This is a genomic window from Streptomyces sp. NPDC104096 (genome assembly GCF_055584385.1).
On the sequence record NZ_JBVJMD010000044.1, the window covers coordinates 63530 to 79834 of the forward strand.

At 69.3% G+C, this 16305-nt stretch carries 8 protein-coding genes; 3 read left to right on the forward strand and 5 right to left on the reverse strand.

Going from position 1 to position 16305, the window contains the following annotated elements:
* Positions 1 to 294: 294 nt before the first annotated feature.
* The 3 genes from ACZ60B_RS32235 to ACZ60B_RS32245 all read right to left on the reverse strand — a co-directional run bounded on the left by ACZ60B_RS32235 (position 295) and on the right by ACZ60B_RS32245 (position 8807).
* The gene (locus ACZ60B_RS32235) at positions 295 to 3933 is read right to left on the reverse strand and encodes a LamG-like jellyroll fold domain-containing protein (RefSeq protein ID WP_469393255.1); all 3639 of its coding nucleotides are present in this window, start codon (positions 3931 to 3933) and stop codon (positions 295 to 297) included.
* 62 nt (positions 3934 to 3995) lie between these two features.
* Positions 3996 to 5393: an integrin alpha gene (locus ACZ60B_RS32240; RefSeq protein WP_469393257.1), complete on the reverse strand. Its 1398-nt coding sequence runs from the start codon at positions 5391 to 5393 to the stop codon at positions 3996 to 3998.
* Between the two features lie 2373 nt (positions 5394 to 7766).
* On the reverse strand, positions 7767 to 8807 hold the full coding sequence (locus ACZ60B_RS32245; protein WP_469393259.1) for a vWA domain-containing protein: 1041 nt from the start codon (positions 8805 to 8807) through the stop codon (positions 7767 to 7769).
* Positions 8808 to 9304: 497 nt separating this feature from the next.
* Between ACZ60B_RS32245 and ACZ60B_RS32250 the strand changes: the two genes are divergently transcribed.
* Complete coding sequence (locus tag ACZ60B_RS32250) at positions 9305 to 10654, forward strand: endonuclease domain-containing protein (protein WP_469393261.1); 1350 nt, start codon at positions 9305 to 9307, stop codon at positions 10652 to 10654.
* Positions 10655 to 10733: 79 nt separating this feature from the next.
* On the opposite strand, the gene ACZ60B_RS32255 is transcribed toward ACZ60B_RS32250, so the two are convergent.
* Positions 10734 to 11954, reverse strand: a complete 1221-nt coding sequence (locus tag ACZ60B_RS32255; RefSeq protein ID WP_469393263.1) for a metallophosphoesterase — start codon at positions 11952 to 11954, stop codon at positions 10734 to 10736.
* 140 nt (positions 11955 to 12094) lie between these two features.
* Complete coding sequence (locus tag ACZ60B_RS32260) at positions 12095 to 12694, reverse strand: hypothetical protein (RefSeq protein WP_469393265.1); 600 nt, start codon at positions 12692 to 12694, stop codon at positions 12095 to 12097.
* A gap of 630 nt (positions 12695 to 13324) precedes the next feature.
* On the opposite strand from ACZ60B_RS32260, the gene ACZ60B_RS32265 reads away from it, so the two are divergent.
* Complete coding sequence (locus ACZ60B_RS32265) at positions 13325 to 13660, forward strand: DUF5132 domain-containing protein (RefSeq protein ID WP_469393268.1); 336 nt, start codon at positions 13325 to 13327, stop codon at positions 13658 to 13660.
* Between the two features lie 238 nt (positions 13661 to 13898).
* Positions 13899 to 16148 carry an ATP-binding cassette domain-containing protein gene (locus ACZ60B_RS32270; protein WP_469393270.1) on the forward strand — a complete coding sequence of 750 codons (2250 nt, stop codon included), beginning with the start codon at positions 13899 to 13901 and terminating at the stop codon, positions 16146 to 16148.
* The last annotated feature ends 157 nt before the right edge of the window (positions 16149 to 16305 follow it).

The following is a 16305-nucleotide window of genomic DNA, read 5'->3' on the forward strand; positions in this document are numbered from 1 at the left end:
GCGGCATCGGGGAGCGGTTCAGAAGCGGGAAAACCCGAGACCGAAAACAGCTGAGACTGGGGAAATCGGCCCACGGAAGCTGTCGGAATCGAAGGGGTGACGTGAGGAAGCGGCAGGAGCCGAGGAATCCACGTCAGGAAGCGGCAAGGCGTGCGGACGGGCAGCTGTGTGCCGCCCGTCCGCACGCCCGGGTTCGGGCGGGCCCCACGCCCCCAAGGGGGCGCGAGACTGTGCCGTCGGCGGTTCCGCCGCCCGTGGGGACCGCGGCACCGGTACCGCCTTCTTGCGGAGCGCCTACGTCTCGTCGATGCTCGCGCCGGCCGGCATGACCGCCACCAGCGAGACCAGTGACGCGTCCAACGGCCCCTGATACATGCGCACTTCGTCGATCGCGCCGGAGAAGTACTCGCTACCGGCCGAGCCGGTCAGGGTCCGGCCGATCTGGAGGCCCGTCTTGCCGAAGTCCCACGTGTTGTCCCAGGGTGCCGAGGCCGCTGCGACACCGTTGACGTACAGGAGCACGTCGCCGAAGACCGCGTTGTAGACGAGGGCCAGATGGTCGCCGTCGCCCTCCGAACTGGGCAGGTCACCGTTGTCCAGAACAGTGGTGGTGACCGGGGCGGCAGTGTCGGCGCCCGTCACCGCAAGCTGCCAGCGGTTGCTCGCGGCCAGGTACTTCACGGTGACCGCGCTGCCGTTCGTGCCGGACAGCGAGAGGACCGTCTCGTTGGTGCCCGGGTTCGTCGCGGCGAGCCGGGCGCGGGCGGTCAGCGTGAAACTGTCCTGTGCGGAGAGCAGACCCGCCGCCCTGGAGGCGTAGGCGTTGGTGCCGTTCAGCGCCAGGTGTCCGTCGCCCCACAGCGGCTCGGCCGGGGGGACGCAGTCCGGATCCAGCTCGGGGTCGCAGGAGTCGTCGGGCAGATAGATGGAGGCTCCGCCGCCCATCGTCAGCCCGGTACCGCCGCCCGTCTCGGGCGAGACGGAGGACGTCGCCTCGTCCAGCTGCCAGTAGGCGAGCTGGTGGGGCTGGATGCCGCCCAGCTCCTGACCCTCGGTTTCCGGGATGACCCGGTCGTGCAGCTTGACGTCGGACACACTGCCCTTGAGATAGCTCGTGTAGCCGCCGAGGGAGAGCTTGCGGCCGATCTGCAGGCCACCGGTGGCATTCCAGGTGGTGCGCCGGGCCTGGACGTCGTCGGCGACCAGGACGCCGTTGACGTAGAGCATCATCTTGCCCAGTTCCGCGTCGTAGACCCCGATGAGGTGGGTCCAGACGTCAGGGACGGCAGCGGCTCCCGAGACCTTCCAGGTGCCGAGCGACTCCATGTCACTGACCGGTATCCGGAACGTCCATGACTTGGTGTCGGCGTCGTAGCCGAGCTCGAACCCGGGCTGGGACGTGCCGTCCTGGCTGACGACGGTCATGCTTTCGGTGGGCAGCGAGGGCAGCATCGCCCAGGCGCTCACGGAGAAGGTCTTTCCGGTGTCGACGGCCGGTGTCCCGGCGTCCAGGTAGGCGTTCGCGGTGCCGTCGAGAGAGGCGGCGGTGTCGGTGGAGCCGAGCGGTCCACCGGCCCCGAAGGTCACCCCGGAACCGGCGGTGGCACTGGGTGCGCCGTTGCTGCCCGCCGCCTTCGAGACTCCCTTGGCGTCACCGAGCGTCCAGCCCGCGACCGGGGCACGGCCGTCGCTGACCAGGAAGGTATGGGTGGTCGAGGTCAACTGCGCGTTGCCCGCACCGTCGATCGCCGTGACGTGCAGGAAGTACGGGCCTTCGCTCGGTGGCATCCAGCGGATGGTGGCCGGGCCGCCGGTGGATTCCGCGTTCACCGTCATCAGCGTGCTCACGGCGCGCGGGCCGGTGAAGTAGTACTTGTACTTCGTCACATCGATGTCCGGCGAGTCCATGGTGAAGTTGCCGTAGTCACCGGTACCCGCGTGCCAGGCGTCGTCGTCCGGGTACAGGGCCGAGGTGATCACGGCCGGCTTGGGCTTGGTGCTGTCGAGGATGAACTCGCAGCGGGTCTGGTCACCGTCGGTGGACCAAGGGCCCCACGAAGTCTGGTCATAGCCCTGGACCGCCCAGGCGACGGTGACGTTCGGCGGGATGGTGAAGCCCGGCTCACCGTCGCCGGCGACGTCACTGCCGATGACGTACTTGAACACGGCCTGGCCGGTGTTGCCCTTGCCGGTGGTGTTCTGCTTGCCGGTCGTCGCGTAGTGGGCGACTTCGACTCCGGAGCTGTTCGTCCACCAGACCTTGAACTTCGCCTGCAGGGACTCGGTGTTGCCCTTGAGGTCGTTGTGGTCGTAGTCCTCGATCACCGCGGTCACGTGCGGCGCTTCGGTCACGTAGTGCTGCGTCGCCTTGCCGTACTCGCATGCGCCGCCGGGAGCCATCTCCAGCTGGTCCGTGTCCGGCCGGAGCGGCGGTCGGTTGTACGTCACCGAGACGTACGCGTTGCCGCAGAAGCGCTTCCAGTACGAGGTGTCGGACTCGCTGGCCGCCTTGAGACGGAACGTGGTGGTGTCCCAGCCGCTGTCGGCCGCCTTCTGGATCGTGCTCTTGGCGTCGAACCGCACGTTCTGGTTGGTCGACGTGCAGGAACCCGCCGGGTTGGTCGGGGACTTGGAGGCGACGGTGGCCTTCGAGGACGGCTGGTTGGACCAGTTCGTCGACGAGCTGATCGCGCTCGCGCCACTGCTGTTGACCCGGGCCAGCTGCACCTCGCGCGCGGAGTCGCTGTAGGTGAACACCATCGTCACCGCGAACTCGGCATCGACGATGTCCTTGCCCTCGAAGGTTCCCGTGGGGATCGCGAAGAACTGCCGCTTGACGTCGTCGCTGCTGGCGCAGCGGAAGGACACGTCGGACGGGCAGCGACCCACGCCCTCGTCGTCGTCGAACTTCCAGTACGAGTTGGAGGACCAGTGCGAGGACACCATGGTCCAGCTGCTGCGGTTGGCGGTTTTGACGACGGGGTCGATGTAGACCGGGAACACCGTGTCTTCGTCGGCGAGCAGCCGGGCATCCGGGGTGAGCGTCAGAGTGTCCGGCGCCAGACCGACGGCCACATCCGCGACCTGGGCTCCGTCGGGAGGTGTGACCGCCTCGGTGTCCGCGGTCACCTGGGCCGACGGGGAGGGCGACGCGTTCGCACCGTCCGCCGCCCCGTCCCCGTGGCTGGAGTCCCACATCAGGGGCTGGGGCGCCTCGAAGACCGTGCCGCCGGAGCCGCTGTCGGTGGCGGTCAGCCCGCCGTCCGCGGTCTTCTTCAGCTCGACGGACGAGGAGGACTCCATGGGCAGTTCGAGTCGGGCCAGTTCGGGATTGGCCGCCGCTTCCGCGTCCTTGACCACCAGAACGTGCGAGAAGCCCTCGGCGCTGGCGGTGACCTTGAGGTCGACGCCGTCCATGACGTTCGTGTACGTGGCGGTCGAACCGTCGATCTTCGGCTCGGGCAGCTTGCTCGGCCAGTCGAGGGCCAGCGAACGCCCGTCCTTGTCTATCTCGGCGAACGTCGAATCGCCACCGCCGGAGAAGGACATGGCGGTGAGCGCGGCCCGCGGCGCGTATGAGCCGTTCCGCTGCCTGACCAACGTCGTGTCGATCGCCGTCCACTTGCCGTTCTTGCGGGTGCGGACCGGCTGGACGTACTGGGTGACGGTGAAGGTGCCGTCCGGGTTGGCGACGGTGGTGCTCCGCTCGTCGCGCAGACTCATCACCTCCACGGAGTCACCCGACTTGGCGGCCTTGGCCTGCGCCGCGTCCTGGGTGAGCGCCGGGCTGTCGGAGCCCTTCACGGCCTTCGCCGCATGGGCATGCGTCGCTCCACCGAGGCTGGACGCGCCGCTCATGCCGGTCGTCAGCAGGGCCGCGAGGGCCGTGCCGACAGCGACGGCGCGACGTCTGCCGCGCGGTCTTTCGTGCATACGGAGTTTCATCGTGCTGTGTTTCCCTCTCCCCGGACTCCCCGAAGTCCCTGAACTGCCGGTCATCCCACCACTCCGAACGCCACACCCTCGTCGGGCAGTCCGGCCGAGCCGGGCTTGTAGGTGGTGGTCCCGGTGCTCGTCGTACCGTCGATGTCCGTCCACGGGAGGACGTAGAGCGCTCCCTTCGGGCTGTCCGAGGCCTTGCTGTACGGCACACCGACGTAGAGGTTGCTGGTACCCGAGGCCAGGGCGAGACCGGTGTAGTCGCGCAGGGTTGCGGTGCCCGGCAGACCCGAACCACGGATGAGGAACTTGTCGGCGGTGCCGACGGATGCGTCCAGCGGGCGGAAGATCTGGATGGCGCCCGAGTCCTTCACCGAGGCCGTGTCCTTGCCCGGGGCCCCGACAGCGAGGCGGACGTTCGCTGTGCTGGTGACGACGCTGGTGTTGGTGTTGACGATCGTCACCCGCTGGCCGAAGAAGTCCCCGGCGACCGGGTCACCCTCGACGTCGAGGCCGTTGGCGTCGATCCCCGCGATCTCCGTGTAGGCGCCTGAGGGTTGGATCCTCACGACCGCCACGCCGCCCGCGTCGGCGACCGTGCCAATGTCCTCGTTCGGAGCGCCGATCGCCAGCAGGGCATCGGAGTTGTACGTCTGGTCGCTCGGCCGGTAGTTCGTCATGGAGAGCGAGGTACCGAAACCGTCGCCCGCCTCGGCGACGCCCGACATGCCCGCGGCATCCTGGTCGAGCCCGACGAGCGGCGTGGGCAGCCCACCGGTCAGGGTGTGGCTGAAGACGGTGACACCACCCGCGAAGGTCGCACTGCCGATGGCCTCGCCCGGTGAGCCGACGGCGAAATAGCGATTGGTGCCGGCCAGCGAGTAGCCGAAGCGGTCGTTCGACTCGACAACACCAGGGACGCCCGCGTCATTCTGGTTCACCGGGACCCTGGTGGTGCCCTGCACGTACTCGATGCAGCCCGCGTCCCCGTAGGTGATCCCGTTCTCGGTGACGTTCTCGCCCGGCACTCCGACGACCAAGTAGGGCGCTCCGGTGGAGGTTTCACCCGCCCTGACCGCGTAGCCGAACCAGTCGTACGCCTCGGTGGACGTGGTCGGGTCGAGCTGCGTCTGGGTGTACCCCTCGATGGCGGAGCCGGCGCCGATCCCGGTGGGCGTGCCGTGGATCACGTAGATCGCTCCGGCGTCGACGAGTTGGCCCCCGTCCTTGGCGACGTCCTCGTACGGGGTACCGACGACCAGATCCGTGCACCCGTCGCCGTCGGCGTCGTAGGACGTCCTGGAGAAGCCGAAGTGATCGCCCGCTTCGGGCGTGGCAGCCATACCGCTGGTCGCCTGGGAGATCTCGGAGACTCCCTTGCCGCCACCAAGGACGACGCGGACCAGTCCGGCACCCTTGGCACCGCCCACCGTCGCGTTCGGATCCGCGATCACGGTGTCGGAGATTCCGTCACCGTTGAAGTCGGATGACGTTCCCGCCGTGCATGAGGCGACGGCCGCCGCCTCAGTCGACCCCAAGGAGACCAGCCCCACCGTAAAGAAAGCGCTTGCCATTACAGCCGACAATGCCGCTAGCCGTGTACGCGTACGCACACCCCACCCCTCGCTGCTGCTTTGAGCGGACACACCCCGTCCACTCTGTGAATGTTGCTAACGGAGACTAAATATGGAGTGAGCAAAGAGTGTCAACCCTAGGTCAAAGGCCCTTCGCGCCCCTGGATTCTTACGGCGGGAAACGTCTCGGTGCTTTTCGATTCCAATAAGCAAGAAAAGCCCACTCGAGAGGAAGAGGTGGCAAAACAGCATTTCGGGCGTGATCGACCTCACTGCGCGACCCGCCCTCTTGACCTGACCCTCACTTCAGGGACATGAGAATCCCATGGAATCTTCACAAGGTGATCGACCTGTATTCCAGGGCGCCTGTCGCAAACCCGGGTGGCGTGGCGACGCTCTCCGGTCCGCACCCGGTGCGGGCCTCCGGGGCGCCCGCGCCGAACGAGGTGTCTCCGACCTGGCGCACAATCTCAATCTCCCAGTTCATCCAGGTGAGTTGAGTGACGTGCTGGTGAGACGACTCACACGCCTCGTGGTGTCGGGGTGCTGGGCGAAGGGGCAGCCGTCGCCTAGGGCCGGCCGGGCCGAACGGAGGCGACGGCTTCGCGGGAGGAATGGTCGGCCCCTCACGGGCCGTGGCTGATCACATCAATGACGCTGTACTGTGTCCGTGGGCACAGGAACGGGGTCTGCGGCCTCCACCAAGGCATACTGCACAGGCGCCTGACGGATGGTCGACTTCCTGGCAGGGGCAGCTCTCGGTTGCCGAGATCGCACGCCGGCCGGGGGGCGCGCGGACTGTGCCTTTCCCGTCGCCCCGCGACTTGCTGTGGCGAACAAGCCGGTTGCTGCAGCGGGTACCTCCAGCCCTCAAGCCCGCTTGTGGAGCCGCCGAGCGCGCTGCGGACGCGAGCGGGGAATGGGTGGAAGCCGATTGGCCGACGACGGAAATGTGCTCGATGGTTTCGTCGAGGGGCGGCGAGAGTAGAGGCTTGGGAAAGGGGCCGTCGCGAAGTACGGCGAACGGGACGACGATATGGCGTCGGACCAGCAAGGGTCGCGACAGGATGTTTTTCGCTTCCCGCCTTGACGGGCGCGTGATTTCGCTTGAAAAATGAGGCGAAATCTGCGGAGCAAAATGCCTGCCCGAGACTGGTTATTACGTCAGGATGGATATTCGCTAATTGTAAATGATTTCAATCTGCAAATCGCGAGCTCGGTACGAGCCTCGAGCCTGGCCAGGGGGACGAGCCCGCGTCACCTCGCTCCCGCAAATGCGCCGGGCATCCGGAACCCGCGCCGACGTCGGATGAGGGTGAACCATCCCGCCCGGGTGGCGACCGCGGGATCTCTCCCTTCCGTCTGATTCACCGGATCGTTCGTTGACGCTACGGGGCAGCGCTGGTTTGTGATCGACAAGGCCGCCGTCTTCGCGCGCTCCACTGAGCTGACTCCCCACGCGGTCTACCGGGTGGAGACCGCCGTGGCATGCCTGATCCTGAGCGGAGCCGAGCGGCCCACCGACGGCGAGCCCGTGACGGTCTCCCTCTCGCCAGACGGGGTGACAACGCCAGGTGGACGAGATGTCTTCACGGTGGACTCAAGCCGGCTCATCCGGTGAGCGTCAGGTCGTGGAGCCGGGCGCGCACGCCGCAGTCTGGATCTGCTGTTCGTCTTCGGCAACACCGACCGCTCACCCGTCGCCGGACGACGCGCTGCCGGGGCGGAGTTGTCGTCCGGGACGGTCTCCGCCTGGTCGGCTTTCGCCCGCGACGGAGTCCCGGCGGCGGAGGGCCTGCCCGCCTGGCCCGCGGTACGGCAACGCGGCGAACGCATGGTGCTGTCCGAGGAGCCGCGACTGGAGACCGCTGCGACTCCCCGCTGGAGCGCGTCGGGTTGATCCTCTCCCGAATGCGCGCTCCAAGTCCGCACTCGTCTACGGGCAGGGGGTGAATCGACTCTGGCGGGCCAGGTGTTACGGATTCCCGACTTGATTGACGAAGCGTCAGGTGAGTCCACGTCCACTTGGCATCAGCCGGACCAGAGGGTCCGGGCGGCAAGGTTCTGGCCGGGCGGTGGGCGGTGAAGGCGTCGAACTGAACGCCGGTGTCACCCCGGTGAGAGAGGTCCACTGGATCCGTCGCCCGTCCGCGGTGCGCTTTTATCCGGGACGCTGAGGGCTGCGTGGCGGCGGTGACGATCCCTTCGTCCACTGGTGGGCCGACGGCCGTGTCCCGGCCGTCGCCCAAGGTGTCAGAGCATGAGCAGCAGTCGCGTGTTCGGTACGAGCTTCCGGTTCACGCTGGTGCTCTGCACGAAGATCGTGAAGTCGTCGTTGTGGTCGGGTTTGACACGCACTTCCGCGTTCGGCAGGCCGAGCAGAGCGCGGGCCTCGGGCCCCGAGTACACCCGGTCCGTCTTCTTCTCCAGCACCGCGATCTGCTTCCTGGCCTGTATCTTTTCGGACTTGCTCAGCTGGTAGAACGCGCCACCGGTACGGTAGGTGTGCCCGCATTCGACGACCCAGTCCCGGATTGCCGCGTCACGCGCCACCGGGATCAGCTGGTACCGCGACGGATCCATCGCGGCGAGGCCGACCGCCTTGATGGTGTCCTTGTTGACCGCCTCCGCACTCATGGAGAAGACCGTCCGCGATCCCCGGATGCCCTGGGTGCGGCCCACCATGAATTTCTCGGTGGCCTCCCGGATGACCTGCCCGGCCTCCTCCAGCCCCTGTGTGCTTGTGGCGTCCCAGACGGCGATGTTGTCCTTCGGGAAACCGCACTGCATGGCCTCGCGCTTGCCCATCTGGTCCGGCACGAGGACGGCCAGTGTCCAGTTGTCCTCCTGCGTCGCGATCATCTCGGCCACGGCCTTGACCAGTTCACGAGGATTACTGGCGGGGGCGTCCGGACCGCGATGACTCGCGTTCTCCTGCCCGTCCGTGAGCACGAACGTCAGGAAGCTGTGGTCGCCGTACAGTTGGGCCGTCTGTGCCAGCTCATGCTGTGACTTCAGTGCGGCTGCCAGCAGCGCCGTCATTCCACCGACCCGGTACAACTGCTTCAGCGACGGCATCCGCAGCACGTCCTTGTCGTAGATGACGCACTCCACCTTGTCCGCGAAGACGTACACCGTGACACGGGTCTCCTGGTCGAGTTCCCTCGACCGGCGAGCAAGATACGCAATCTGCTGGTCGGCGACCTCGACGACCTTGGAGCTCAGATGCGACATGGACGAACTGGCGTCCAGCACAAGAGCGACGTGATTGATGTAGTTCTGGCTTCCGGCCATGACAGCTCCCCCTCGTTCCGACTCGATGCCCCTACTGTGTCACCCACCACTGACAATCGATCTTGGCTCGCGAAGCGGCACGGTCACGGCGACGGAGCTTGTCGGCGCGAGGAAGTCGCGTCGGAATCCCGGGGCGTGCTCTGTCTCGACCTCGCCGACGGCCAGCAGGTGTGCGTCGAGGCGTTCAGTTCCTGGCCGTCGTTCGGCCGCCACCGGAAGGTGATCGAGACGCTGGAAGAAGGCCGTCGCCTCGCGGCAGCAGGCCGGAGCGAGGCCGACGCGGGGGCGCCGACGGACGACGTACGCGTCACCGCAACCTCGGGAACACCGAATTCACCCTGGCGCTCGTCTGCGGGGCCGTGCCACTGAGAGGGGCTGTCCCAATGGCGTGGCTCAGGGAGAAGCGTCGTCGCTGACCCGAACCACACCGTTCTCCCGCCTCCCGCGCGCTTGGGGCACGCCCGGTTGCGAACCCCGCAGGCCGTTAACCTGTCGGTATGTCGGAGCGTGCTGTGGCCGGTCGTGCGGACGGCCTGATCACCCTGGGTGTCGCGGACGCTCTGTGGGTGGGTTTGACGGCCGACAGCGCGGTGCCGACGGCTTCCGGGGCATTCACCCGCTCTCCCGCCCAGGTCCGGGTGGGGTACGTCCTGCTCGGCGCCCATGTGGTGGCGACCGTGCGGGGGAGCGGCGGCCAGTGGGGTGTTGCGGAGGGCGAGGTGCGCCGGGCGGCCGCGGAACTGGACGCGGTGGGGGTGGACCGGCAGGACCTGGTCCGTATCGGTCCCTTTCGTGGGGTGCCGGGGCAGGGGTGCGACGAGGAGACGCCGCTGCGCTGGCGCCGGCGCATCGCGGGGGAACTGGGCGAACCGGGCGGCCCCGAGCGGGCAGCACGGCGTGACGTCGGCCGGCCGTCCCATCTGGCGGGGATCGACTGGCGACGGATACTCGTGGAACAGACCCGCGACGAGGCACAGCGGACGTGGTGGCTGCCGCGTGCCGTGGTCCGACTGCTCGACGCGGCCGAGCACGCCGAAAAGCAGTGGGCGCATGCCGCGCGGACCCGCCAGGCAGGCGCGGCCGCCGCCGACCCGCCGTCCCGGTCCAGGCAGAGGCAGGCTCCGGACGCCGACGGCCGGCAGACGACGAGCCGCGAGCGTCCGACCGCCCCGCTACGTCCGTACGACGGAGAACTGGAAGGTCGGCTGTACTCGGTGCTCAGCCGGAGGCCCGACACCTCCCGCAGGGTGGCCGAGTGGGCGTGCGCCGTCTGCCGCACCGCGTCCGCCGCGGTCCTCGACCACTGCCACGAACACGGCTACGTCCGCGCCCCCGTCTGCCAGTCCTGCAACACCCAGGAACGCCCCGACCACCTCTACAGCAACGACATCCGCGTGGCGAACCGCTACACACGCCTCTTCGACACCGACACCGACGACTGGCTCCGCCACTGGCACCGCTGTCCCGGCTGCCGCGCCCGCACCACCCTGCCCCTGCCCCACCTCGCCGCATGGACCGCCTACATATCCTGCCGATCGCTGCGCCCGACCCACCCCGTCTCCCGCGGACGCAAGCCCTGCGGTGTGCTGCGAGTGTCCTGGACGGGCAGTCAGAACGCGCCCCGCTCCTGCCTGCTCACGGTCACCGTCGACTTCTGCCCCTCCGGCGAGCACCGCGTCCTGGCGCAGGTCCCCTACCGCGAAGCCGTCGAGCGGTTCCGTGGCTGGCTGGCCGAGACGGCTCCCGCCGTGGCCGCCGCGGCCGGTCCCGACCGCCTGGACGGCCTGCCCGCCCGGTCCCGGCCGGTCATCGCCGACACCGACGGCGAGGGCCTGTCACTGTTCTGAGCGAGCGTCGCGAGACCTGAGACATCGGCATCCTCTCGCAATCGCCGGCCCCGACCCGGTCACCCGCACCCGCCCGGTGCTACGCCGAGGGGGACGCGTGCGGGGAGCGCAGTACGAGCAGGGTGATCTCGCTGGGGGCGAAGACGCGGAACGGCGGGCCCCAGAAGCCGGTGCCGCGGCTGGTGTAGAGGAGGGTGCGGGCGCCGTGCCTGCTGAGGCCGGCGACGGCGGGCTGGTCGATGCGGACCAGGTGGTGGAAGGGCCAGATCTGGCCGCCGTGGGTGTGGCCGGAGAGCTGGAGGTCGATGCCCTCGGCCGCCGCCCGGTCGACGAACTTGGGCTGGTGCGCCAGCAGCAGGACGGGCAGGTCGGGGTCGGCGCCGTCCAGGGCTCCGGCGAGGTGGGCGCGGTGACCCGCCAGGCCGGAGGACTCGGCGGTGACGTCGTCCACACCGGCGACCACCAGGGTGTCGCCGCCGCGTTCGAGGAGCAGATGGCGGTTGCGCAGCGGCTCCCAGCCCAGCTCGTCCATCAGGTCGACCCAGCCCTGGGCCTCGCTGTAGTACTCGTGGTTGCCGGTGACGTACACCCGGGCCCGGGTGGCCCGCACGGTACCGAGCGGGAGGGCCTGGGCGCGGCGGCGTTCGGCCGTGCCGTCCGCGATGTCGCCGGTGTGGCAGACGACGTCCGCCTCCAGCGTGTTCACCGTCTCGCACACCCGCTCCGACCAGCGGGCGCGATCGAGCGGGCCGTAGTGGGTGTCGGTGATGAGGGCGACGCGAAGGCCGTCCAACCCGGCACCCATTCGCGGGAGTTGTACGTCGAGCCGGCGTACGCGTGGCACGCGGCGGGCCTCGAAGTACCCCCAGCCGAGCAGGGCGGCGCTCACGCCGAGGACGGCCCAGGTGACGATGCGGGCCCGGTCCTGACCCTCGCCGACGCCGGTCACGGTCAGGGCGAGCCGCAACAGGACGCCGAGCAGCACGGACCAGGTGAACAGGACCCAGCTGGTGCCCAGCAGGGTGTCGCCCACGATCGCCGCCCGGTCCTGCTGACGTCGGCCGTGGCCGCGCATCATCGCGAGCGGCATGCCGATGAGACCGAGGACGAACAGCGCGGTGCCGACCGGCGTGACGGGCGTCGGCCAGTGCTGGCCCCCGTACAGGAGCACCCAGCAGGGCACGGCCCACAGCAGGACGGGGGCGGTCATGGGGATGTAGCGCATCAGGCGGTGCAGTCGGCTCTGCCGCGGCGCTCGCCCTGCACCGTCGGCGGTTCGGGTGCTGCTGGTGTCCGTCACGCTTCCCCTCCCTGACCAGGCGGCCCTCCCGCGCACTGTATCCGGTCGTCCTCGGGCCGGCCGGACCGGTGTTCACGGTCCGGCCGGCCCGGCGTTCACGCCCGGTGACACCAGGACATCCGCGGCACCCGCGCCCCGGCTCAGGACACCGACACCACCACGTTGAACCACGGAGTGCTCAGCGAGGACAGCGGCGACCTCAGCTTCTGCATGTCGACCCGGTAGGTCCCGGCCGGGAGCACCCCGCCGCCCGGGTACGGCGCCAGCGGGAGGTAGCGCCCGTTGAGGGCGCCGGTCGCCCGGTCCCGCGTCCAGACCCCGGCGGAGGTGTGCAGCCAGGTCACCGGGCCCCTGCTCAGCGACGGGTTCACGGCCGAACTCTGCGCGGAGGTGAGCCGGAAGGTGGCTCCGACCAGCGACGGCACCCGGGCGGGCCGGGTCAGGGTGAACGAGAAGTAGCGGTGGTTGTAGGGGAGTCCGGAGGTCAGCGGCGGGCAGTCGACGGCGACGACGGTGCGCCCGGTGACGTTGCCGAGCTGCTTCGGGCTGCTGTACGAGCCGGCACCGGCGAGCCGGCGGCAGTCGTACCGGTAGGTCGCGGCCGAGGCGTCGGGGGCGACGGCGCCGACGACCGCGAGGGCCGCCGCGACCCCCAGCCAGGTCACGGTCCGCCGGGTCCCGGTACGGCGCCGGGTCTCGGGGCGGGTGGCGGGAACGGCGGCGGTCTGGGCTCGGTCCATGGAGAGTCCCCCTCGTGCTCGTGCGGTCGCTCGGTCGCGGCGTCTCCCCGCAGACCGTCGCCTCTCCCGGGCGCGACCGCGAGGAGAGTCGGAGCATAGGCGGCTATGTACGGGCTGGGAGAGGTCTGCGTGGTAAGGCCCGCGATTGACCGAAGTGTTACTCGGTGTGGCCGGGTGCGTTCGTGGTTGAGGCCGGTGGTTTGCGGAGTCTGGGCGAATGCCTGGTCCGGGGTGCGCCGCGACGGCCGTTGTCGGCGGGCTCGGCCTCTCGTCGCCGACTCAGGGCTCCGGGGCTCGTGGAGACAGTCGGAAAACCCGATGGTCCTCAGGGCGAATGGAAATCGGCCCGGTGGGGCGGTCGATGAGTGCGCGTACGGTAATTCGTGTCGCCCGGCAACGTCAATGGCACTCGCATGAGTGAAACCGGTCTGGGCGATTTGGTCTCGAAGGACATGACTCGGCTACGGTGATGGAAGAGCGAGTTCCGGATCCGTCGGTGAGGAATTGGGCCCGGCGGAGAAATCGTAAATTCCGAAGATCGGTGCTCCTGTTCGCCCAGTTGTGCGCCGCTCCGCTGTTCGCGGCGTCCGGAATGCCTGTCATATGTACGCGTGGAGAGAATGGAGCGTCATGCCCCCCGTAGTACCGCCCTTCCTGGTCGGCCTCGTCGCCGCGCCACTGGCCAAGCGTCTCTTCAAGCCGTTGATGCGCGGCCTCGTCAAGACGTCGGTGAGCATCGCCATGGAGGTGAAGAGGGCGACCCAGGAGGCCGGAGAGAACATTCAGGACCTTGCGGCCGAGGTGACCGCCGAGATGGTGGCGGCGCAGATTGCCGCTGGTGACGGTCGTGAAGCCGCCGAGAGCGGGATCCCGAACAATGCGAAGGGCGAGGCTGCCGCCCGGCCCGAGGGCGAGGCGAGGACTCCGAAGATCCGTGCGACCGCCGGCGTCGGCAAGACGGACTGACGGTCCGTCCGGCGCCCGGGGGCGCGGCCCGGGCGCGCATTCCGGTCGCGCGCGAAGAAACCTGCCCCGGTTGTAGTCGGCCGCGTACCTGCCGATCGCTTCGCTTTCTCTGGAATTTCCATTCCGTCGCATTGAACCGTCGTGCTCGTGGCGGAATCTGCGACCTCCTAAACAGGTGATCGTACACATGTCATCTCTGCTGGGTGCCGCAGCCGGATTTCACTCCACGGATTTGGACGTGCGTCCGCGTTCGGTCGTTTCGGGCCGCCAGCGCTGGGACGTCAGGCTGGTTCTCGGTCGGCCGCGGGCGGCCGAAGTCCTTGCCGCGGTCCTGCGGCGCATTCCCGGGATCACCGAGGCACAGGCCAGCCCGATCACCGGTGGGCTCCTCGTCCGGCACGACGCCCGGGTGCAGGGCGCGGACGTCGGCCGACTCGTCCGCGGAGCCGTCGCCCTGGTGGTGTCGGGCTCGGCCGGGGTACGGCGTTCGGCTCCGGCGCAGCCCGCCGCCGGGTCGGCCCCGCGCACGGATCGAGGCGTCGTGCGCCCCGCGCTCGCCGTCGGGGGCGGGGTGGTGGCCGGCCTCGCCCTGATCCGCGGGGCGTCGCTGGGCAAGCAGCTGGTCGCCCTGGGCGGAGTGGCGGTGGCGACCGGGGTCGTGGTCCGCAGGGCATGGCGCAGAACGGTCGACGCGGCCCGGGACCTCCCCGGAGCCGCGGCCGGGGCCGAACGACACCCCCTGCTGGAGATCGTCGGACCGCACCGCCGGCGTCTCTACCGCGCGTCCGCGCTGTCGGTCGCCTGTCAGGTCTCGGAGATGGCGCTCGGCACCTTCCTCGGCTGGACGGCGCTGGTCCTCATCAAGGGCCGGGCCGCGCCGCTCGTCCACCTCGGTCTGACCACCGCGTCCGCTCAACTCTGGGGCCTGGCAGGGCTGGTGGCCGTCGCCTGTGCCGCCGTGGCGGGCCTCTCGTACTCCTCCAACCTCCAGTGGCGCCGACTGGGCCAGGAGATCGAGCACGACTGGCGCAACCGGACGTACGCCCATGTGCAGCACCTCGAACTGCGGCATCTGGAAGGCGAGCGGACCACCCGGATCGCCGGCGCGCTCACCGACGACGTCCGCCAGCTGGGCACCTTCTTCTCCACCGCGGCCAACGACCTGCTGCAACTGGGCACCAGCCTGGTCCTCCTGGTGCCGCTGTTCCTGCTGCTGGCCCCTCAGATCGCCTGGATCGCGTTCCTGCCCATCCCGGTCATCGCCTGGCTGTCGTTCCACTACCAGGACAAGGTCGCGGCCGACTACATCGTCTCCGGCGAGCAGCGGGCCAGGCTGCACAGCCAGCTGGTGAACACGCTGGAGGCGGGCGCCACCGTCAAGAGCTTCTGCACCGAGGACTACGAGGCCGAGCGCATCGACCGGCTGAGCGCGGAGGCTCAGGAGAGCAACCGGCAGACCGACCGGAGCACGATCCGCCACGCCGAGATCGTCCGGGTCTGCACGACCAGTTCGATGGCGGCGACCCTGCTGATGGGCGGCCGGTCGGTACTCAACGGCAGTCTGCGGTTCGAGGTGTTCAGTCCGCTGATCGGGCTGCCTCAGATGGTGCTGCTGCGGATGAACCGGCTCGGCGGCATCGTCGACCAGTACCAGCGCACGATCACCGCCTACGACCGGGTCCGGCGGCTGCGTGCCCTGCCCACCGAGCCGGACGGCACCGGCGGACCGCTCGACGTCGAGAAGGTGCGCGGGGAGATCGTCCTCGACGGTGTGACCTTCGCCTACCCCGGCCGGCCGCCGGCGCTGGAGGACCTCTCGCTGACCATCCCCGCCGGGCAGGTCACCGCCCTCGTCGGCGCCACCGGCTCCGGAAAGACGACGATCGCCAAGCTGCTGATGCGGTTCCAGGACGCGGACTTCGGCAGCGTGCTGCTCGACGGGCGGGACGTGCGGGACCTGCCCCGGCACCATCTGCGCCACGCGATCGGGTTCGTGTCGCAGGACCCCTTCCTCTTCGACGGCACCGTCGCCGACAACATCCGTTACGGCAGCTTCGCCGCCTCGGACGAGGCCGTGGTCGAGGCGGCCATGAAGGCGGAGGCGCACACCTTCGTCGCGACGCTGCCGGACGGGTACGACACGGTGATCGGCGAACGCGGCGCCGCTCTCTCCGGCGGCCAGCGGCAGCGGATCGCGCTGGCGCGCGCGATCCTCAAGGACGCGCCGGTCGTGATCCTCGACGAGGCCACCTCCGCCGTGGACAACGAGACCGAGGCCGCCATCCAGCGCACGCTCCGTGCCTTCGCGGCCGACCGGACGATGCTGATCATCGCCCACCGGCTCTCCACGGTCCGCCACGCCGACCGGATCTACGTCATGGACAAGGGCGGGGTCGTGGCCGAGCAGGGCACCCACGACGAGCTCCTCGCCCAGCACGGACTCTACGCGTCCCTCTGGCAGCTCCAGGCCGGCGAACTCGCCGCCTGACCGCGGCTGCCGCGCACCCGACCGCCGACCGTCAAGCGCTGACCACCGACCACCGACCGCCGACCACCGGCCGCGTGACGCCATCGCGGTCGGCGTGTCCGGTGCGCCCCGTGCACGCGCCTGCCCCCACTCCTCCCCCCTGAGCTCTCCCCACGTC

Bases quoted from the DNA above. Each gene is read 5' to 3' on its own strand.
- ACZ60B_RS32235 (WP_469393255.1), bottom strand. From the start codon at position 3,933: ATGCACGAAAGACCGCGCGGCAGACGTCGCGCCGTCGCTGTCGGCACG.
- ACZ60B_RS32245 (WP_469393259.1), bottom strand. From the start codon at position 8,807: ATGGCCGGAAGCCAGAACTACATCAATCACGTCGCTCTTGTGCTGGAC.
- ACZ60B_RS32250 (WP_469393261.1), top strand. From the start codon at position 9,305: ATGTCGGAGCGTGCTGTGGCCGGTCGTGCGGACGGCCTGATCACCCTG.
- ACZ60B_RS32260 (WP_469393265.1), bottom strand. From the start codon at position 12,694: ATGGACCGAGCCCAGACCGCCGCCGTTCCCGCCACCCGCCCCGAGACC.
- ACZ60B_RS32265 (WP_469393268.1), top strand. From the start codon at position 13,325: ATGCCCCCCGTAGTACCGCCCTTCCTGGTCGGCCTCGTCGCCGCGCCA.